Source organism: Streptomyces pluripotens (assembly GCF_000802245.2).
Classification (GTDB): domain Bacteria; phylum Actinomycetota; class Actinomycetes; order Streptomycetales; family Streptomycetaceae; genus Streptomyces; species Streptomyces pluripotens.
Map to the genome: position 1 here is coordinate 4,571,786 of NZ_CP021080.1, position 17,754 is coordinate 4,589,539.

Annotated in this window: 19 protein-coding genes; 7 read left to right on the top strand and 12 right to left on the bottom strand. The window is 70.6% G+C overall.

The genetic code is table 11. The features are described from left to right. The first annotated feature begins 14 nt into the window (after positions 1-14). Complete coding sequence (locus LK06_RS20705) at positions 15-1,298, top strand: thymidine phosphorylase (protein ID WP_039652939.1); 1,284 nt, start codon at positions 15-17, stop codon at positions 1,296-1,298. Between the two features lie 177 nt (positions 1,299-1,475). Here LK06_RS20705 and LK06_RS20710 read toward each other — a convergent pair whose 3' ends face one another. After that, entirely contained in the window at positions 1,476-2,396 is a 921-nt protein-coding gene (locus LK06_RS20710) for an AEC family transporter (RefSeq protein ID WP_039652940.1), read from the bottom strand. 111 nt (positions 2,397-2,507) lie between these two features. On the opposite strand from LK06_RS20710, the gene LK06_RS20715 reads away from it, so the two are divergent. Continuing rightward, positions 2,508-2,894, top strand: coding sequence for an STAS domain-containing protein (locus LK06_RS20715; RefSeq protein ID WP_071659134.1), 387 nt, complete (start codon positions 2,508-2,510; stop codon positions 2,892-2,894). Here the strand turns inward: LK06_RS20715 and LK06_RS20720 are convergent. Together LK06_RS20720 and LK06_RS20725 are read right to left on the bottom strand one after the other, a co-directional pair. Further along, a complete protein-coding gene (locus tag LK06_RS20720) occupies positions 2,778-3,791 on the bottom strand; it encodes a sigma-70 family RNA polymerase sigma factor (RefSeq protein WP_039652942.1) in 1,014 nt (337 codons plus the stop codon). The two genes, LK06_RS20715 and LK06_RS20720, sit on opposite strands and share 117 nt — an antisense overlap. Before the next feature lie 273 nt (positions 3,792-4,064). After that, complete coding sequence (locus LK06_RS20725) at positions 4,065-5,348, bottom strand: MFS transporter (protein WP_039652943.1); 1,284 nt, start codon at positions 5,346-5,348, stop codon at positions 4,065-4,067. A 62-nt stretch (positions 5,349-5,410) separates the two neighbouring features. Here LK06_RS20725 and LK06_RS20730 point away from each other — a divergent pair, with 62 nt between their 5' ends. Next, positions 5,411-6,370 (top strand): LysR family transcriptional regulator, encoded by a 960-nt coding sequence (locus tag LK06_RS20730; RefSeq protein ID WP_039652945.1) that lies wholly within the window; start codon positions 5,411-5,413, stop codon positions 6,368-6,370. Positions 6,371-6,410: 40 nt separating this feature from the next. Here the strand turns inward: LK06_RS20730 and LK06_RS20735 are convergent, their stop codons facing one another. Next, entirely contained in the window at positions 6,411-7,178 is a 768-nt protein-coding gene (locus LK06_RS20735; RefSeq protein ID WP_039652947.1) for an alpha/beta hydrolase, read from the bottom strand. Between the two features lie 122 nt (positions 7,179-7,300). On the opposite strand from LK06_RS20735, the gene LK06_RS20740 reads away from it, so the two are divergent. Both LK06_RS20740 and LK06_RS20745 read left to right on the top strand, forming a co-directional pair. Next, a complete protein-coding gene (locus LK06_RS20740; RefSeq protein WP_039652949.1) occupies positions 7,301-8,488 on the top strand; it encodes an adenosine deaminase in 1,188 nt (395 codons plus the stop codon). 150 nt (positions 8,489-8,638) lie between these two features. Then, positions 8,639-8,998 carry a hypothetical protein gene (locus tag LK06_RS20745; protein ID WP_039653200.1) on the top strand — a complete coding sequence of 120 codons (360 nt, stop codon included), beginning with the start codon at positions 8,639-8,641 and terminating at the stop codon, positions 8,996-8,998. 76 nt (positions 8,999-9,074) lie between these two features. Here LK06_RS20745 and LK06_RS20750 read toward each other — a convergent pair whose 3' ends face one another. The 5 genes from LK06_RS20750 to afsQ1 all read right to left on the bottom strand — a co-directional run bounded on the left by LK06_RS20750 (position 9,075) and on the right by afsQ1 (position 13,015). Continuing rightward, positions 9,075-9,275, bottom strand: coding sequence for a PspC domain-containing protein (locus LK06_RS20750; protein ID WP_039652950.1), 201 nt, complete (start codon positions 9,273-9,275; stop codon positions 9,075-9,077). Positions 9,276-9,386: 111 nt separating this feature from the next. Continuing rightward, entirely contained in the window at positions 9,387-9,947 is a 561-nt protein-coding gene (locus LK06_RS20755) for a VanZ family protein (RefSeq protein ID WP_039652953.1), read from the bottom strand. A gap of 145 nt (positions 9,948-10,092) precedes the next feature. Next, positions 10,093-10,695: a hypothetical protein gene (locus LK06_RS20760; RefSeq protein ID WP_039652955.1), complete on the bottom strand. Its 603-nt coding sequence runs from the start codon at positions 10,693-10,695 to the stop codon at positions 10,093-10,095. Then, entirely contained in the window at positions 10,692-12,341 is a 1,650-nt protein-coding gene (locus LK06_RS20765) for a sensor histidine kinase (RefSeq protein ID WP_234367460.1), read from the bottom strand. The genes LK06_RS20760 and LK06_RS20765 overlap by 4 nt, the downstream gene beginning before the upstream one ends. Continuing rightward, complete coding sequence (afsQ1, locus tag LK06_RS20770) at positions 12,338-13,015, bottom strand: two-component system response regulator AfsQ1 (RefSeq protein ID WP_026248263.1); 678 nt, start codon at positions 13,013-13,015, stop codon at positions 12,338-12,340. Before afsQ1 ends, LK06_RS20765 begins: the two co-directional genes overlap by 4 nt. A gap of 243 nt (positions 13,016-13,258) precedes the next feature. Here afsQ1 and LK06_RS20775 point away from each other — a divergent pair, with 243 nt between their 5' ends. Continuing rightward, positions 13,259-14,035 carry a SigE family RNA polymerase sigma factor gene (locus LK06_RS20775; RefSeq protein ID WP_039653203.1) on the top strand — a complete coding sequence of 259 codons (777 nt, stop codon included), beginning with the start codon at positions 13,259-13,261 and terminating at the stop codon, positions 14,033-14,035. Positions 14,036-14,195: 160 nt separating this feature from the next. Here LK06_RS20775 and LK06_RS20780 read toward each other — a convergent pair whose 3' ends face one another. Further along, positions 14,196-14,831 carry a uridine kinase family protein gene (locus tag LK06_RS20780; RefSeq protein ID WP_234367461.1) on the bottom strand — a complete coding sequence of 212 codons (636 nt, stop codon included), beginning with the start codon at positions 14,829-14,831 and terminating at the stop codon, positions 14,196-14,198. Positions 14,832-14,958: 127 nt separating this feature from the next. Here LK06_RS20780 and LK06_RS20785 point away from each other — a divergent pair, with 127 nt between their 5' ends. Continuing rightward, a complete protein-coding gene (locus LK06_RS20785; RefSeq protein WP_039652960.1) occupies positions 14,959-15,366 on the top strand; it encodes a hypothetical protein in 408 nt (135 codons plus the stop codon). 76 nt (positions 15,367-15,442) lie between these two features. Here LK06_RS20785 and LK06_RS20790 read toward each other — a convergent pair whose 3' ends face one another. Together LK06_RS20790 and LK06_RS20795 are read right to left on the bottom strand one after the other, a co-directional pair. After that, complete coding sequence (locus tag LK06_RS20790; RefSeq protein ID WP_039652962.1) at positions 15,443-16,330, bottom strand: aldehyde dehydrogenase family protein; 888 nt, start codon at positions 16,328-16,330, stop codon at positions 15,443-15,445. Next, positions 16,323-17,753: an aldehyde dehydrogenase family protein gene (locus LK06_RS20795; RefSeq protein ID WP_039652964.1), complete on the bottom strand. Its 1,431-nt coding sequence runs from the start codon at positions 17,751-17,753 to the stop codon at positions 16,323-16,325. Before LK06_RS20795 ends, LK06_RS20790 begins: the two co-directional genes overlap by 8 nt. Between the last annotated feature and the right edge of the window lies 1 nt (position 17,754).

Sequence of the window (17,754 nt, forward strand, 5' to 3'; positions counted from 1 at the left end):
CCGGAAGGAAAGCCATGGCCATGGACGCCATCTCCGTCATCCGCACCAAGCGGGACCGCGGTGAGCTGACCGACGAGCAGATCGACTGGGTCATCGACGCCTACACCCGCGGCGAGGTCGCCGACGAGCAGATGTCCGCGCTCGCCATGGCGATCCTGCTCAACGGCATGAACCGGCGTGAGATCGCCCGCTGGACGGCGGCCATGATCGCCTCCGGCGAGCGCATGGACTTCTCGTCGCTGTCCCGCCCGACGGCCGACAAGCACTCGACGGGCGGCGTGGGCGACAAGATCACCCTTCCCCTGGCCCCGCTCGTGGCGGCCTGCGGTGCGGCTGTACCCCAGCTGTCCGGCCGGGGCCTCGGCCACACGGGCGGCACGCTGGACAAGCTGGAGTCGATCCCCGGCTGGCGTGCCCTGCTCTCGAACGAGGAGATGCTGCACGTCCTCGACACGACCGGTGCGGTGATCTGCGCGGCGGGCGACGGCCTCGCCCCGGCGGACAAGAAGCTCTACGCGCTGCGCGACGTCACCGGCACGGTGGAGGCGATCCCGCTGATCGCCTCCTCGATCATGTCCAAGAAGATCGCCGAGGGCACGGGCTCACTGGTCCTGGACGTGAAGGTCGGCACCGGCGCCTTCATGAAGACGATCGGGGACGCACGGGAACTCGCGTCGACGATGGTTGGCCTCGGCACCGACCACGGCGTGAAGACGGTGGCCCTGCTCACGGACATGTCCACCCCGCTGGGCCTGACTGCGGGCAACGCCCTGGAGGTCCGCGAGTCGGTGGAGGTGCTGGCCGGCGGCGGCCCCGCGGACGTGGTCGAGCTGACGATCGCCCTGGCCCGCGAGATGCTCGACGCGGCCGGCATCAAGGACGCCGACCCGGCGAAGGCACTGGCCGACGGCTCGGCCATGGACGTGTGGCGCCGAATGATCGCGGCACAGGGCGGCGACCCGGACGCGGAACTGCCCACGTCGAAGGAACAGCACGTGATCAAGGCCGCCTCATCCGGTGTCCTGACCCGTCTGGACGCCTACGGCATCGGCGTCGCCGCCTGGCGCCTGGGTGCCGGCCGCGCCCGCAAGGAGGACCCGGTGCAGGCGGCGGCAGGCGTCGAGCTGCACGCCAAGCCGGGCGACACGGTGACCGAGGGCCAGCCTCTGCTGACCTTGCACACGGACACCCCCGAGCGCTTCGAGTACGCGCTGCAGGCGGTCGAGGGCTCGTACGACGTCTCGGCGCCGGGCACTGACTTCACGGCGTCGCCGGTCGTGCTGGAACGTATCGCCTGACCAGCGTCCTCTCGTTCGAGTGGAGGGGATCGGTGACCCGCACCGGTCCCCTTTGGCGTCCCCGTGGCACCGGGGGAGGTGCTGCGCGCCCAGGAGCGCGACCCCGTCGTGCTGTCACGGCCGAACTCCTCGGCCCTCGGCACGAACGACGTTCCCGTCGGCTGCGTCGGCTGGTCCTCACCCCAGCACCGCCGCCACTGTCACCAGCACCGGTACGGACAGCACGGTCGACAGCAGGACCGACTCGCGGGCCAGGGACTCGGCCACCCGGTAGCGGCTCGCATAGGTGAACAGGTTCTGTGCCGCCGGGAGGGCCGACGTCACCACCACATCGAGCAGGGGTGCGCCGTGCAGGCCGAAGACGGCCGCCGCCAGCGCCCAGGCCACCAGCGGCTGGCCCACCGACTTCAACGCGATCGACAGCAGGACCGGCCCCCGGTCCTGGCCCCGGCCGGGCGCCGCGCTCCCGTGCAACGACATGCCGAACACCAGCAGGGCTGCCGGGACGGACATGTTGCCGATCAAGGTGAGCGGCTCCATGACAGGGCCGGGGACACTCCAGCCCAGCGCCGATACCACCACGCCCGACAGCGAACCCACCGCGATCGGATTCCGCAGCGGGGTCAGCAGACGTCGTCCCCTGGTGCCCTTCTCGTCCGTCCCGGACAGGTCCAGGACCGTGAGGGCGAGGGGCGCGACCAGGACGACCTGGAAGAGCAGCACCGGTGCCACCAGGGATGCATCACCCAGCACGTACGCGGCGATCGGGATGCCGAGGTTGCCCGCGTTCACGTAGCCGGAACAGAGGGCGCCGATCGTGGTGCGGCCGAACCCCCAGCGCCGTAGTACGCCGATGGTGACGAACACCCCGGAGGTCGCCGCTGCGCTCAACGCCGTCACCGCCAGGCGGCTGGAGAACAGGACGGACAGGTGGGCCCGTGCGAGCGTGGTGAACAGCAGAGCCGGTCCGGCCAGCGTGAAGACCAGGGCGGTCAGCACCTCGCCGCCCTGCTCACCGAGGGTGCTGCGCCGCCCGATGATATAGCCCACCCCGATGACGACCGCGATCACCGCGAACCCGCTCAGCACCCCCGCCACGGAGCCAACCCTGCGGCGGCAGGGAGCGGCAGGTCAATGTGATCTTCGACGACCACGGGGCGGCGGAGACGGTCGCCCCTTGTCCCGGTCCTGTACCCGCCGTCCGGGCCGATGAGTTCCGACTGCCCCGCCGGTCTACCGCACGTGGATGACAGAACACCCGCAGTACTCGTGCTGGACGGTCCCGTCGGCCGTCACGGGGTGCCGGGACCGTGTGCCGAGGTGCGGGCACTCCTGGAGGGCGGCGGGGTCCGAGTCGTGGTCGGCGATGTGCGCGGGCTGGGACCCGCGGGACTCGCCGCCGTGGATCTGTTGACCCGGCTGGAGCTGACCGCCCGCCGGACCGGTGGGCGGATATGGCTGGGGGACCCCGATCCCGCGCTATCCGCCCTTCTCGACCTCGTCGGCCTCCGCTTCCAGGTGGAGCGGCAGATCGAAGAGGGGGAACCAGCGCTTGGTGTCGAGGAAGCAGTGGAAACCGGTGATCCGGCCGTCTGACAGCTCCAGCACCTGCACCGCCCACGGGCTGAACCCGCCGTTGTCCGGGTCCGGTTTGTAGTGCGCGAAGCCCGGCAGGCCGTTGGCCCGGACCGGCAGCAGCCGGGAGCCGGCGCAGGACGCACCCAGGGTGGACATGAAGCCGGTGATGTCGGCCGGGCCGCGCAGCCACAGGTCGAACGGCGGCATCGTCATGACGGCGTCCTCGTGCAGCAATGCCGTCAGCGCCGTCATGTCGTAGCCCTCGAAGGCTGTCACGTAGCGCTCCAGGAGCTTCTGCTGCCCTTCGTCCAACGCGTCGGACACCGCACCCTCGGCAGTCGCGTCCGCACGCTCGGCGAGCGTGGCCCGGGCCCGCTGCAACGCGCTGTTGACGGAGGCGGTCGTGGTGCCTAGCAGCTCGGCGACCTCACTCGCCCTCCAGGCCAGCACCTCGCGCAGGATCAGTACCGCCCGCTGCTTGGGCGGCAGCTGCTGCAGGGCCGCCACGAAGGCCAAGCGGACGGACTCCTTGGCGACCGCCGCCTCAGCCGGGTCGTCCACCGCGGGCAGTACCCGCGCGTCCGGCATCGGCTCCAGCCACGTGCTGTCCGGGCGGGGGAAGAGCGCCGCCTGGGCGAGCGGTGTCGATTCGGTCAGGTCCACCGGGCGGGCCCGCTTGTTGCCCGCCGTCAGCATGTCCAGGCACACGTTCGTTGCGATCCGGTACAGCCAGGAACGCAGGGAGGAACGGCCCTCAAACCTGTCGTAGCTCCGCCACGCCCGGATCAGGGTGCCCTGTACGGCGTCCTCGGCCTCGAATGAGGAACCGAGCATCCGGTAGCAGTACCCGGTCAGCTCGGTCCGGTGCTCCTCCAGTGCCAGGTCGAGATCCGTCGTCGCCGTGCTGTCGCCCATCGCCCTTCCACCCCCGTGGCCGTCCGGTTCGCGCTTTCGCGTTCCACACCCGGGAAACTACCGCGGCCCACTGACATTGATGGTGATGCAACAGCCCCCGGGCCCGGAGAAGCCCGGTCCGGTCCGTACGGTCCCGCACCGGGTCGCGGAGCGGGCCACCTCCCGCAGCCGCCGCGCGGGCAACAGCACCCCCGCTACGCAACGTGCCAGTTGACCGGCGGCCGCCATCCGTTCCCCCTGACAACGGACCCTGAGCAGGGGGGAACGTGCGGCTCAGGGGGCCGTGACCGGCTCCCGTCCGGCCGCCGTGCGGGCCGCCCGCGAACCGAGGACGGTGATCGCCACCACGCCCAGGACCGCGAGGAGGCCGACCCTGACGGTGCCGGCCCAGCCGGACGCGTGGAAGGCCGTCGCACCGACCGTGCTGCCGACGCTGGAGCCGATGTAGTACGCGGACTGGTAGAGGGCCGCGGCCTGGGCGCGGCCGTGCGTGGCCGTCCTGCCCACGGCCGAGGAGGCGACCGCATGGCCGGCGAAGAAACCCGCTGTGATCAATACCAGGCCCAGCAGGACCACGGAGAGGGAGGTGGCCACGGAGAGCAGCAGCCCCGCCGCCGTGGTACCGCCCGCCAGGTACAGCGCGCCCCGGCGGCCGAGACGGCCCACCAGCCGGCCCGCCGCGGACGCCGACACCGTACCCACCAGGTAGACCAGGAAGATCGAGCCGACGACGCCCTGCGGCAGCCCGAACGGCTGCTCGGTCAGGCGATAGCCGATCACCGTGTAGACGCCGCCGAACACCGTCATGAACAGTGCCCCGATCGCGTACAGACGGCGTAGCAACGGGTCACAGAGGTGGTCGCGGACCGTGCCGAGCAGGACGCGTGGGCGCAGCGAGCCCGCCGTGAAGTGGCGCGGGGCCGGAAGCAGCGCCCGGAACGCTGCCGCGCACCCCACCGCGATCACGCCGATCACGCCGACGGCGACCCGCCAGCCCCACTCCTGCGCGACCCAGCCGGTGATCAGCCGTCCGCTCATCCCGCCGATGCTATTGCCCGCCACGAACAGGCCGATGGCGGTGACCAGTGCCTTCGGCCGGACCTCCTCCGCGAGGTAGGCCGTGGCCGAGGCCGGCAGACCGGCCAGTGCCGCGCCCTGCACCGCCCGCAGCACCACCAGCGCGCCGATCGACGGGGCGAAGGGCACCAGCAGGCCGACGCTCACCGCGACCGCCAGCGAGGCGGTCATCACCGCACGGCGTCCGAAGCGCTCCGACAGGGCGCTCATCGGTAGCACGAGCAGCGCCAGGCCGCCGGTCGCGGCCGCCACGGTCCAGCTCGCCTGGCTGGCCGCGACCCCGAACTCTGTGGAGATCAGTGGCAGTAGGGCCTGGGTGGAGTACAGAAGGGCGAAGGTGGCGACTCCGGCGAGGAACAGGGCGAGGCTCATCCGGCGGTAGGCGGGATCGCCGGGCGTCATGCGCGAGTCGGAGTCGTGGGAGGGGACGGGCGTGACGGCGTCCGCGCCTGCGGACGCCTCGGTACTGACGCAAGGCATGCTTCGACGCTATGGAGGTGCTGCTCATCCGTCCAATGCATGGAATCGCCATAATCGTTCCCATGATGCATCAGCAGAGGTCACAGGCATGGCTGTCATCATCCGGTGACACAGAAGACATGACTGAGATGTCGAGGGTGCTCGCGCCCCGCCTCGCGCACTTCGCCGGCGTGGCCCGTACCGAGCACGTCACCCGTGCCGCCCGGGAGATGAATGTCCCCCAGTCCACCCTGTCCCGGGCGATGGCCCGCCTGGAACAAGACCTGGGTATCGACCTGTTCGCCCGCCACGGCCGCACCGTCTCCCTGACCACCGCCGGCCGTACCTTCCTCGCCTCCGTCGAACGTGCCCTCGCCGAGATCGACCGCGCCGCCGAGGAGATCCGCGCGGACGCCGACCCGGCCACAGGCAAGGTCGCCTTCGGCTTCCTGCACACCATGGGTGCCGAAACCGTGCCCGGCCTCCTGCATGCCTTCCGCGCCGACCACCCACGGGTCCGCTTCAGCCTGGTCCAGAACTACGGTGAGGCCATGCTGGAGCGGCTGCGCGCCGGTGACCTGGACCTCTGTCTGACCTCGCCGGTCCCCGACGCCCCCGACCTGGTCGCCCGCCGATTGGACGAACAGAAACTCCGCCTGGTCGTCCCCGGCGACCACCCCCTGGCCACCCGCCGCCGCATCCGCTTGGCCGAGGCGTCCGAGGAGACCTTCGTCACCCTGGAGCCGGGTTACGGGCTCCGGAGGATCACGGACGACCTGTGCCGACAGGCCGGTTTCCGCCCGCGGGTCGCCTTCGAGGGCGAGGAGGCGGAGACTCTGCGGGGCCTGGTCGCGGCGGGGCTGGGCGTCGCCCTTCTGCCTCCGCCGACCGTCCCCAGGCCCGGGGTGGTGGAACTGGCGGTCACCGCCCCGAGGGCGGTGCGGGAGATCGGCGTCGCCTGGCTGACGAACCGGCCGGACACGCCTCCGGTGGCAGCCTTCAAGAAGTTTCTGCTCTCCCGGCGCGGGAGCCTGCTGCCCTGACGGGTCCGCCGCCGTTCCAGGAGGGGCGGCCCCTGCCTTCCTACGGGGACCGCCGCAGCGACTTGCCGAACCCCGTGGCCAACGGCATCCGCAACCCGATCGGCGGCGGAGCCGCGAGTGCGTCCTCCACCGGCCGTGACAGGGGATACCCGTACAGCGCCCCCATGACGAAGTCCTCGGCCAGGTGGAGCACTTCTTGCCGGTGTCCGTGCAATCCGTGGCCGTCGGAATGGACTTCGAACCGGCACACCTGCGGGTTGACCTTCTTTGCGCGTGCGGCCAGCCGGAACGACAGTTCGGGATCGGTGCGTTCGTCGTTCGTGCCGTGCGCGATCAGTACTCGGCGTCCCACCAGGTGCTTCACTGGCTCGGGGGACGCGGCGACATCCTCCTCGGGCAGTTGTGGGGCCAGGGCGACGACGGAGTTGACGGCCTCGTGCCCGGCCGCCCGCAGGGCTGCCCGGCCGCCCATGTCCACACCGGTCAGGCACACGGGGACGTCCCCGTACCGTCGAACGACCTCGTCGGCGGCCCACTCCGCGTCCGCCGCCGGATGCGCCTCGCTGCCGTTCCAGCCCCGGTAGCGGTAGTGGACGGTGTGGACGGCCAACCCCTCGGCCCGACCCGCGCGGGCGAGCACGCGACTGAGGGAGCGGACGAAGGCGGTCGCCCACACGGGGGACGGCCTGCGGACGGAGACCTCCTGTCCACTGGGGAGCAGCAGCACCGCTGCGCTGACTGCGGTCGGCTCCGGGCCGACTGCCCTGCCCAGCCTGGCCGTTCGGACCGGCGTCGCTTGGTGTCCCATGACAGAACAGTGTCAGAAGCAGCGGTGTACGAAACCCGTATGTGTGGTCACCGTTGCGTATCGGCGAAAAATGTCGGCGCGAAAGCCACGCGCTCTACGCGCGTAGGCGTTACAGTGCGGAAATGACGAGCCAGACTGTACCGAGCGGGACCGTTCCGGCGAACGTCCCGGCGCGTGTTCCGACGCCGGACCAGATCCGCCGGGCCCCCAAGGTTCTGTTGCACGATCATCTCGACGGCGGGCTCCGACCGGGTACCGTCATCGAACTCGCCCGGGCCACCGGCTATGCGGAGCTTCCCGAGACCGACCCGGACAAGCTGGGCATCTGGTTCCAGGAGGCTGCCGATTCCGGTTCGCTGGAACGGTATCTGGAGACCTTCAGGCACACCGTCTCCGTGATGCAGACCCGTGACGCGCTGATCCGGGTGGCCCGGGAGTGCGCCGAGGATCTCGCCGAGGACGGGGTCGTCTACGCGGAGGTGCGGTACGCGCCCGAACAGCACCTGGAGAAGGGGTTGACCCTTGAACAGGTGGTTGAGGCCGTCAATGAGGGGTTTCGGCAGGGGGAACGGCTCGCCTGGGAGAACGGTCGCCGCATCCGGGTCGGTGCCCTGCTGACCGCCATGCGGCACGCGGCCCGTTCTCTGGAGATCGCCGAACTCGCCAACCGTCACCGGGACTCCGGCGTGGTCGGCTTCGACATCGCCGGCGCTGAGGCCGGTCACCCGCCCACCCGGCACCTGGACGCCTTCGAGTACCTCAAGCGCGAGAACAACCACTTCACCATCCACGCTGGTGAGGCCTTCGGGCTTCCGTCCATCTGGCAGGCGCTGCAGTGGTGCGGTGCCGACCGGCTCGGCCACGGCGTGCGGATCATCGACGACATCGAGGTCCGTGAGGACGGCTCGGTGAAACTCGGCCGACTGGCGTCGTACGTGCGGGACAAGCGGATCCCGCTGGAGCTGTGCCCCAGCTCCAATCTGCAGACGGGCGCAGCCGCCTCCTATGCCGAGCACCCCATCGGTCTGCTGCGCCGGCTCCACTTCCGTGCCACGGTGAACACCGACAACCGGCTGATGTCGCACACCAGCATGAGCCGGGAATTCGAGCATCTCGTCGAAGCGTTCGGTTATACGCTCGACGATCTGCAGTGGTTCTCCGTCAATGCGATGAAATCAGCGTTCATTCCTTTCGATGAACGACTCGCCATGATCAATGACGTCGTCAAGCCTGGATATGCGGAACTGAAATCCGAATGGCTGTTCCAGAATGCGGTCCTCACCAGCGATTCTGTCGTTTCAGGGGAGTAGTCACCGTGCGGTCGTCCGACCTGGAATGCGAACGCACTTTCACAAGGCGCCTGCATTCCGGTGTTTGCGGCGGGCGGCTCGGCATGTTTACGTTCGTGGACACTCAGGTCGTTTTTGATCTCCGTCTCCGCATTCAAGGACGCATTCACCATGAAGCAGTCTGCTGCCAAGACCCTCGGTGTCGCCGCCCTCGGTGCCGCCTTCGCCGCCGTCGGTGCGGGTGCGGCCAACGCGGCTCCGGCCGTCCCGGACGCCACTCAGGCGCTGGACTCCGTCACCAAGACGCTGCCTGCCGAGAACGTCGGCAAGGCGCTGCCGGGTGCTGCCGAGGCGCTCACCCAGGGGCAGGGTGCCGTGAGTGCCGGGGTGGCCGCCGCGAAGCCGGCCGTCGAGAAGGTCCTCGCCGACGGGCCGACCGCACCGGTCGCCGGGCTGCTCGGCGGACTGCCGCTGCACAACACGGGCCTGCCCACGCAAGGCGTGCCGGTGAACGGCATTCCGCTCGGCTGACCCCGTCCGCCGTGTGCACGCCGTTGGGGCGCCCCGGAGTCGTCCGGGAGCGCCCCAACGGCGTGCGTGCACACGCTCACCAGGAAGTGCGGGCCCTTTCCTCGGACGGCAGCAGGATCCACAGCGCTATGTAGAGCAGGAACTGCGGGCCGGGCAGCAGGCAGGAGAGCAGGAAGATCACCCGCATCGTCGTCGCGGAGGTGCCGAAGCGCCGTGCCAGCGCTGCGCACACTCCGCCGATCACGCGGCCGTCGGTGGGGCGGGCAAGGGCGGCCATCTGGGTTCCTCCGTGGTCGTCGGTCCGTTGGCGGGCCGGTGGTCGGGGCCGCCCGGATGGCGTCCCCAGCTGTCTTCCACGGTAGGGAGAAGAACGGGATGAAGCGTCCCTCTACGGAGCGATCCCGACCCTGGGAATCGTCGGGGTACTCCCCTGAGGCAGTTCCCCCTGGAGGGTGACCGGCTCCGCTTCGGAGGCCGTGTCCGGCGCCTGCCGCCGCAGCCAGGCCCGTCCCGCCGGTACGACCGCCACATGGGCCACCAGCACGCCCACGGTGTTCAGCAGCAGCGCATCGACGTCGACGACCCTGCCCGGCACACCGGTCTGCAGCAGGATGATGCCGAGGGAGACCAGACCCCCCGCAGTCACCGTACGGAGCAGGGAGGCGAGCGGGGAGACCAGGAGCCTGCCGTGCGCCATCGGCAACAGCACGCCCAGAGGCGCGAGCAGTGCCAGTCCTTCGCCGAGAGGTCTGGCGGCGGCCGGCCAGCCCAGTGCCATATCGGCTCGGATGCCGGCCAGCGGGCGCAGGTTGGGGGGCGTCACCCAGGGCACGTCCAGAGGTCGCAGCATCAGCCAGGCGACGAACACGAGGTGGGCGACGAGGAGAACACTCCCTGTCGCGCGGATGCTGATCGCGGCGCTGCCGCCGATGGAGCCTTGACGCTGCACGCCCCCCTAGACGCGCCGACGCACACGATCGGTTCCGTACCGGTTACGCGGATGCACCCCCGGCACCCCCGGCACGCCCGCCCACGCCGACACACCGCCCCCGACACACCGTCCCCGGCGTGCCCGCCCGCGGCGGCGCAGGCGGCTACCTGCCCGTGACCTCGCTGGACGGTGGACGAGCGGTACCGGGGTGGTTACGGACGTCGTCGGTGCACCCGTAGCGGTGCAACGGGGCGCCGCCGGGACCACCCAGGATGACCGAGCCGTCGCCCTCGGTCGCGGCGGAGTCGGACAGGGTGCACACCACTTGCGCCAGCGCGTAGGAGGTGAGCCGGCCGGGGGCGGTGCTCAGGCGGAGGGTCTCCTCGGGGTCCTTCGGGCCCGGCCCGGCCACGTTTATGCCCCCGGGCACGTACGTCATGTAGCCCGCCGCCTTCTCCGGAGCCGACGGGGAGGCGGCGAGTTGGTCCAGAAGTCCCTGCGCCACGATCACCCGGCGCTGGGCGTCCGGGGTGCCGCCCGGGACCCGTACGGCCCGGTCGACGGTCACCAGCGACGTTCCGCACAGCAGGAACACCTGCACGGGAACCCCGCGTGAGACCTGCGTGGACAGGTCCGGCCCGGCCAGCGAACACGGCACGCGCGAGGGCGCTGCCCCGAAGTCGGTGGGCACCTCCGTGGCCCGGATGCCGCAGCCGGTGAGAAGTGCGCCCAGGAGGGGCAGTGCCAGCAGGCGCCGGACGGTCATGACGCCTCCTTCCCCGATCCGTCGTTCCGGTCGGTCTCGCGGTCCTGCTCGCCCCCGCCGGCCGCCTCGGTCAGCCGCGAGGCGTCCCGAGGCAGCCGCAGGGTGAACACCGCGCCACCTTCAGGGGAGTTGGCTGCGGTGATCTCGCCGCCGTGGATGTGGGCGTTCTCCAGAGCGATGGACAGGCCGAGGCCGCTGCCCTCGGAGCGCGGCCGGGAGGCGCTCGCCTTGTAGAAGCGGTCGAAGACATGCGGGAGGACCTCCTCGGGGATGCCCGGGCCGTGGTCACGGACTTGGATCACGACCTCGCCGTCCTCCGTCACCCTGCCGCCTTCGCCAGCCTGTGCACCAGATCCTCCGGCTGGTCCGCCGGCCTCCCGCACCGACACCCGTACCGGCGACCCGCCGTGCTTGAGGGCGTTGCCGATCAGGTTGGCGAGGATGACGTCCAGACGGCGCGGGTCCAGGCGGGCGTGGATGCCGCGCTCGGCGTCCAGCTCGACGGCGTCCAGCCAGGCGCGGGCGTCGATGCATGCGGTGATCTGGTCGGCGACGTTCACGTCGTCCAGGACCAGCCGGGCGGTGCCCGCGTCGAAGCGGGTGACCTCCATCAGGTTCTCGACCAGGTCGTTCAGCCGCCGGGTCTCACTGACGACGAGCCGTACGGCGGGCTCGACCATGGGGTCGATGCCCCCCGCCTCCGATTCCAGCTCCTCTTCCAGTACCTCGGTGACGGCGGTGATGGCGGTCAGCGGCGTCCGCAGCTCGTGTGACATGTCGGCCACGAACCGGCGCGAGGCCTCGTCCCGGGCCGCCATCTCCGCGACCCTCTTCTCCAGTGCCTCGGCCGCATTGTTGAACGTCCGGGAGAGGTCCGCGAGTTCATCCGTACCGGAGACCCGCAGCCGGGTGTCCAGCCTGCCCTCACCGAGCCGTCGGGCGGCCACCCCGAGCCGGTGCACCGGCTTCAGCACGGTCGTGGCGGCGGCCTGCGCGAGCAGTGCGGCACCGATCAGGGCGAGTCCGGTCGCGATGCCCAGCGACCAGGCCAGCGAGTTGAGGTCCTTGGCCTCCGGCTCCAGCGACTTCGCCATGTAGCCGGTCGGACCGCCGCCGATCACCTTGGTGCCGGCCACCAGATATGGCGTGCCGCGCTCCACGATCCGCTGCCAGTACAGGTGGTGGGGCTCCTTGTTGGAACCGGTCACCTGCTGCTGCTTGTTCACGGCGGCGCGCAGCGACTCCGGCACGTCCTCCAGCGCGAAGCCGTTGATGCCGCCCGAGTTGCCGTACACCGTCTTGTCGCTCGCGTCCTGGGCGACCAGCAGCACGCTGAAGTGCTGGCTACTCGCGGACATCTGGCTCGCCGCGCGCTGCAGCGCGTCCTGCGTGGGGTGCACCGGCAGGGCACCCGCGCGGTTCTGCATCTCCTGCCGGAAGTCGCGCAGCACCGCGTCCTGGGCGCGGGTGAGCACGGCTTCCCGGTTGAGCCAGTAGGCGATGCCCGAGGCCGACACCGCAGCGGTGAGCGCGACCAGCCCGAAGACCACGACCAGCCGCAGCCTGAGGCTGGTGAACCGAAGCCGCGACAGACTCCCCCTGCGCCCCGCGGCCCAGCCGCGCAGCCCCCCTCGTGTATCGGTCACTGAGGGGCGTCCAGCCGGTAGCCGACGCCACGGACGGTACGGATCAGCGTCGGGGATGACGGAACGTCCTCCACCTTGGCGCGCAGCCGTTGCACGCAGGCGTCCACCAGGCGGGAGTCACCGAGGTAGTCGTGCTCCCACACCAGCCGCAGCAGTTGCTGTCGGGACAGCGCCTGACCAGGCCGCCGACTCAGCTCCAATAGCAGCCGGAGTTCGGTCGGGGTCAGCTGAAGGTCCTCGCCGTTCTTCGTCACGGTCATCGCCGAACGGTCGATGACGACGTTGCCGAAGGTCGCCGAGTCGCTGGATTCGCGCTCCCCGCGCCGCAGCACGGCCCGGATCCGGGCGTCCAGCACCCGTCCCTGCACCGGCTTGACCACATAATCGTCGGCGCCGGACTCCAGCCCGACCACCACGTCGATGTCGTCGCTGCGCGCGGTCAGCAGAATGATCGGCAGCTGGTCCGTGCGCCGGATGCGCCGGCACACTTCGAACCCGTCGATGCCTGGCAGCATCACGTCCAGCACGATCAGGTCCGGCCGCTGCTCGCGCAGCAGCTTCAGACCGTCCTCTCCGCTGGCAGCGGTGGCCACCCGGTGCCCCTGGCGCGTCAGGGAGAGCTCCAGGGCCGTCCGGATGGCGTCGTCGTCCTCGATCAGCAACAGGGAAGGCACGGGGGTCATTCTGACCCATGGAACGGGTGTCGGACGACCTGCCGGCACGGGGCCCCTCCCTACCTCCGTCAACTGTGCGCTTCCTGTGGAGCGCCTGGGTGCGGTCCCTGTGACAGGTCTGTGACAGTCGGCGGACATGGCCATGAAGTGGCCCCGGCAGTCTTTTTGAACACGGGCCGGACGGCGAGCTGGAACTGGCCCGGCAAGACCGAAGCACCGGAAGTCCACGACGGGGAGCGCGAGATGAACACGCTGCACGGCATCAGCACCAGCGCAGTGGTCACGCGTCTGCACGACGTGCACCGGGGTTCCGAGAAGTCCGGCGCCGTGAGCGGGCGGGGGTGCGCTCGCGGCGCCGGGCGTCAACACACCGCGCCTGCGCAGCAAGGGCTTCAGCCCTACATGTCGGTGGTTGACGCGCGTACGGGGGAGACGCACGGGGGAACCGCGTACAGGGAAGGCGCGGGGGAGCGTCGTTCGAGGACGGAGACCGCGGACGCCGAAGCGGCGTTCACCGCCTACGTCCAAGAGCGCCGCGCCTCCCTGTACGCCACCGCCTATCACCTGACCGGTGACCGTTTCGAGGCCGAGGACCTGCTGCAGAGCGCGCTGTTCTCGACGTACCGGGCGTGGGACCGGATCACCGACAAGGCGGCCGTCGGTGGATATCTCCGCCGCACCATGACGAACCTGCACATCAGCGCCTGGCGCCGCCGCAAGCTCAACGAGTACCCGACCGAGGAACTGCCCGAGACGCCTGGCGAGACGGACGCCATGCGCGGCACCGAGCTGCGCGCGGTCCTGTGGCAGGCGCTGGCCCGGCTGCCGGAGCAGCAGCGCACCATGTTGGTGCTGCGCTACTACGAGGGCCGTACGGACCCGGAGATCGCGGACATCCTCGGCATCAGTGTCGGCACGGTGAAGTCCAGCATCTGGCGGTCGCTCCGCCGGCTGCGCGAGGACGAGGTCCTCAGCTTCGGCCGTGACGAGGAGAGCGCCTTCGGCGAGCTGGTCGCCTGAAGGACGGGGGTCACTGGGGGGTGACCCCAGGGGGGTACGGGGGTCCACTGGGGGGTGGGCCCACGGGGAATCAGGGGGACACGGGGGACACGGGGGAGCAGGAGGAGCGGGACTGGTGGGCGGGGGCCCAGCCAGTCCCGTTTCCGTTCCGGTGCACCGGTCACACCGCGGTCTGTCGGTGCAGCCGGCGGCTGGCCGCCGCTGCGGCCAGCCGGCCCAGCGCCTCGTCCCGGTCGCAGGGATGCGCGCCCAGGGCCACCTGGCGGGTGACGATCGACCGCTCGGCACGCATCAACCGCCAGCCGCGTCGCAGCAGGAACGGCACCGACTTGCGGCCTTCCCTCAAGTCCCGCACGAAGCGCCGCCGGAACGTGGTGACGGGGCCGCGCGACAGGCACAGGGCGTCCGCCAGTACCCCGAGGTCACGGAGGCGTTCCACGATCTCCGCGGCGAAGATGCCCTCTGCGATGAACAGCGGGGTGCGGCCGATGCTCAGCACCTCCTCGCCGGTACGGGCGCTGAGCGCGATGTCGTACACCGGAACCGGCGCCGAGCCCGAGGAGCACAGTCGGGTGATGGCACCGACCGCGACGTCCGCGTCCCAGGACTGCGGGTGGTCCCAGTCGATGTCCGAACTCCCCCGCACCAGCGGCAGGGTCGGGTCGTCGCCTTCCTTGTAGAAGTCGTCCAGGCGCAGCACGGGAAGCCCGGAGCGGGCGGCGACAAGTGACTTGCCCGAGCCCGAGGGGCCGCACAGCAGCACGACGCGGGCGGGAGACGGCGGATGAATGCTCACGGAACACCAGTTTGACGCATGGTCGGCGGGCTGCCGACCCCGCGGGTCGGCTTTTGAGCGTGACTCCCGCCTCAACTACCCTACGTGTCGACATCCTTACCCTTCGCACCAGAAGGTGGCACCGGCGATGGCCCGACACACTTCCTCCCAGCACCCCACCGCGCAGCGCGCCCTGATCGCCGTTGCGACCGCCGGAGCGGCGTTGGCAGCCGGCGCGGCGACGGCGCACGCAGAGCCGGCCGTCCCCGTGGTGGACGTACCGTGGCGGCCCACCTCGCTCGGCAAGGTCGACCCGCAGGCGGGCCTCGCGGTTCTCACCGGCACCGTCGGTTATGTCACCGGCCCGGTGGCCGGCCTCAAGCCGAATCCGCTGGCGGGTACCGGGGTCGATCCCCTCGACAACGGGGTGGGTACCCAGCTGGCGGACTTCAAGCCGATCGCCACGCAGGCGCTGACCGGCCCGGTCGCCGAGGCCCAGTCGCTCGGCGCGGTTCCGGTCGTCGGGCAGGTGGCGGGGGTGCTGGGCGCCCACTGAGTGCGGCACGTCGAAGGGCGGGAGGCGTGCCACCCCCGGACGGAGGGGCGGCACGCCTCCCGGTCTGCGGTGCCCGTCAGTACGACGAGCCCGACGCGCCCAGCGAACCCGTCGGGTGCCAGACGGTCTTGGTCTCCAGGAACGCCGTCATACGGTCGGTGCCGGGCGTCCCGGAGTAGTCCACGGGCTGGGGACGCAGGACGCGCTTGAGATTGTCCGCCGCCGCGATCTCCAGCTCCTTCGCCAGCACCTCGTCGGCTCCCGCGAGGTCGATCGCGTTGACGTCCTGATGCGCGGCCAGCGGCGCCGCGATCTCCGCCGTGCGGCCGGACAGGATGTTGACGACACCACCCGGGACGTCGGAGGTGGCCAGGACCTCGGCCAGGGAGAGCGCCGGGAGCGGGGACTTCTCGCTGGCGATCACCACCGCCGTGTTACCGGTCGCGATCACCGGGGCGAGCACCGACACCAGGCCCAGGAACGATGACTCCTGGGGGGCGACGACGGCCACCACACCCGTCGGCTCCGGGGAGGAGAGGTTGAAGAACGGGCCCGCGACCGGGTTGGCGCCGCCGACCACCTGGGCGATCTTGTCGGTCCAGCCCGCGTACCAGACCCAGCGGTCGATGGTGGCGTCCACGACGGCGGTCGCCTTCGACTTCGACAGGCCCTCCGCCTCCGAGACCTCCCGGACGAACTGGTCCCGGCGGCCCTCCAGCATCTCCGCAACGCGGTAGAGGACCTGGCCACGGTTGTATGCGGTCGCACCGGACCACCCGCCGAACGCCTTGCGCGCGGCCACGACCGCGTCACGGGCGTCCTTGCGGGAGGCCAGGGGAGCGTTGGCCAGCCACTTGCCCTTCGAGTCGGTCACCTCGTACACCCGGCCGCTCTCGGAACGCGGGAACTTCCCGCCGACGTACAGCTTGTAGGTCTTGAACACCGACAGTCGTGCATCAGACATCGAGGTACGCCTCCAGGCCGTGGCGGCCGCCCTCGCGGCCGAAGCCCGACTCCTTGTAACCGCCGAACGGCGAGGTCGGGTCGAACTTGTTGAACGTGTTGGACCAGACGACACCGGCGCGCAGCTTGTTGGCGACGGCCAGGATCCGGGAACCCTTCTCGGTCCAGATGCCCGCCGACAGGCCGTACGGCGTGTTGTTCGCCTTGGCGACCGCCTCGTCCGGTGTGCGGAAGGTGAGGACCGACAGCACCGGGCCGAAGATCTCGTCGCGTGCGACGGTGTGCGCCTGGCTGACGTTCGTGAAGAGCGTCGGGGCGAACCAGAAGCCGCTTTCGGGGAGTTCACAGGTCGGGGACCAGCGCTCGGCGCCCTCCGCCTCGCCCCGCTCGGCGAGCGCGGTGATCCGGGCCAGTTGCTCGGCGGAGTTGATGGCGCCGATGTCGGTGTTCTTGTCCAGCGGGTCGCCGAGGCGCAGGGTCGACAGACGGCGCTTGAGCGAGTGCAGCAGTTCGTCGTGGACCGACTCCTGGACCAGGAGGCGGGAGCCCGCGCAGCAGACCTGGCCCTGGTTGAAGAAGATGCCGTTCACGATGCCCTCGACGGCCTGGTCGACCGGGGCGTCGTCGAAGACGATGTTGGCGCCCTTGCCGCCCAGTTCGAGGGTGAGCTTCTTGCGGGTGCCCGCGACGGTCCGCGCGATCTCCTTGCCGACGCCCGTGGAGCCGGTGAAGGCGACCTTGTCGACGTCCGGGTGCGCGACGAGTGCGGCGCCCGCGTCACCGTAGCCCGGGATGATGTTGACAACACCCTTGGGCAGGCCCGCCTGGCGGCAGATGTCGGCGAAGAACAGCGCCGAGAGCGGGGTTGTCTCGGCCGGCTTCAAGACGACCGTGTTGCCGGCCGCGAGCGCCGGGGCGATCTTCCACGCCAGCATCAGCAGGGGGAAGTTCCAGGGGATGACCTGGCCGGCCACACCCAGCGGACGCGGGTCCGGGCCGAACCCGGCGTGGCCGAGCTTGTCGGCCCAGCCCGCGTAGTAGAAGAAGTGCGCGGCCACCAAGGGCAGGTCGGCGTCCCTCGTCTCCCTGATCGGCTTGCCGTTGTCGAGGGTTTCGAGGACGGCGAGCTCGCGGGAGCGCTCCTGGATGATCCGCGCGATGCGGAACAGGTACTTCGCGCGCTCCGAGCCGGGCAGCGCGGACCACTTCTCGAAGGCCTTGCGGGCGGTCTTCACCGCACGGTCGACGTCCTCGGCGCCGGCCCGGGCGACTTCCGACAGCACTTCCTCCGTGCTGGGGCTGACTGTCTTGAAGACCTTGCCATCCGCGGCTTCGGCGAACTCGCCATCGATGAAGAGGCCGTACGAGGGTGCGATGTCGACGACCGCGCGGGACTCGGGTGCGGGTGCGTACTCAAAAGCCATG

Coding starts and splice junctions, on each gene's coding strand:
- LK06_RS20705 (WP_039652939.1), top strand. CDS start 15: ATGGCCATGGACGCCATCTCCGTCATCCGCACCAAGCGGGACCGCGGT.
- LK06_RS20715 (WP_071659134.1), top strand. CDS start 2,508: ATGAGTTCCGACTGCCCCGCCGGTCTACCGCACGTGGATGACAGAACA.
- LK06_RS20720 (WP_039652942.1), bottom strand. CDS start 3,791: ATGGGCGACAGCACGGCGACGACGGATCTCGACCTGGCACTGGAGGAG.
- LK06_RS20725 (WP_039652943.1), bottom strand. CDS start 5,348: ATGCCTTGCGTCAGTACCGAGGCGTCCGCAGGCGCGGACGCCGTCACG.
- LK06_RS20730 (WP_039652945.1), top strand. CDS start 5,411: ATGATGCATCAGCAGAGGTCACAGGCATGGCTGTCATCATCCGGTGAC.
- LK06_RS20735 (WP_039652947.1), bottom strand. CDS start 7,178: ATGGGACACCAAGCGACGCCGGTCCGAACGGCCAGGCTGGGCAGGGCA.
- LK06_RS20740 (WP_039652949.1), top strand. CDS start 7,301: ATGACGAGCCAGACTGTACCGAGCGGGACCGTTCCGGCGAACGTCCCG.
- LK06_RS20745 (WP_039653200.1), top strand. CDS start 8,639: ATGAAGCAGTCTGCTGCCAAGACCCTCGGTGTCGCCGCCCTCGGTGCC.
- LK06_RS20750 (WP_039652950.1), bottom strand. CDS start 9,275: ATGGCCGCCCTTGCCCGCCCCACCGACGGCCGCGTGATCGGCGGAGTG.
- LK06_RS20760 (WP_039652955.1), bottom strand. CDS start 10,695: ATGACCGTCCGGCGCCTGCTGGCACTGCCCCTCCTGGGCGCACTTCTC.
- LK06_RS20775 (WP_039653203.1), top strand. CDS start 13,259: ATGAACACGCTGCACGGCATCAGCACCAGCGCAGTGGTCACGCGTCTG.
- LK06_RS20785 (WP_039652960.1), top strand. CDS start 14,959: ATGGCCCGACACACTTCCTCCCAGCACCCCACCGCGCAGCGCGCCCTG.
- LK06_RS20790 (WP_039652962.1), bottom strand. CDS start 16,330: ATGTCTGATGCACGACTGTCGGTGTTCAAGACCTACAAGCTGTACGTC.
- LK06_RS20795 (WP_039652964.1), bottom strand. CDS start 17,753: ATGGCTTTTGAGTACGCACCCGCACCCGAGTCCCGCGCGGTCGTCGAC.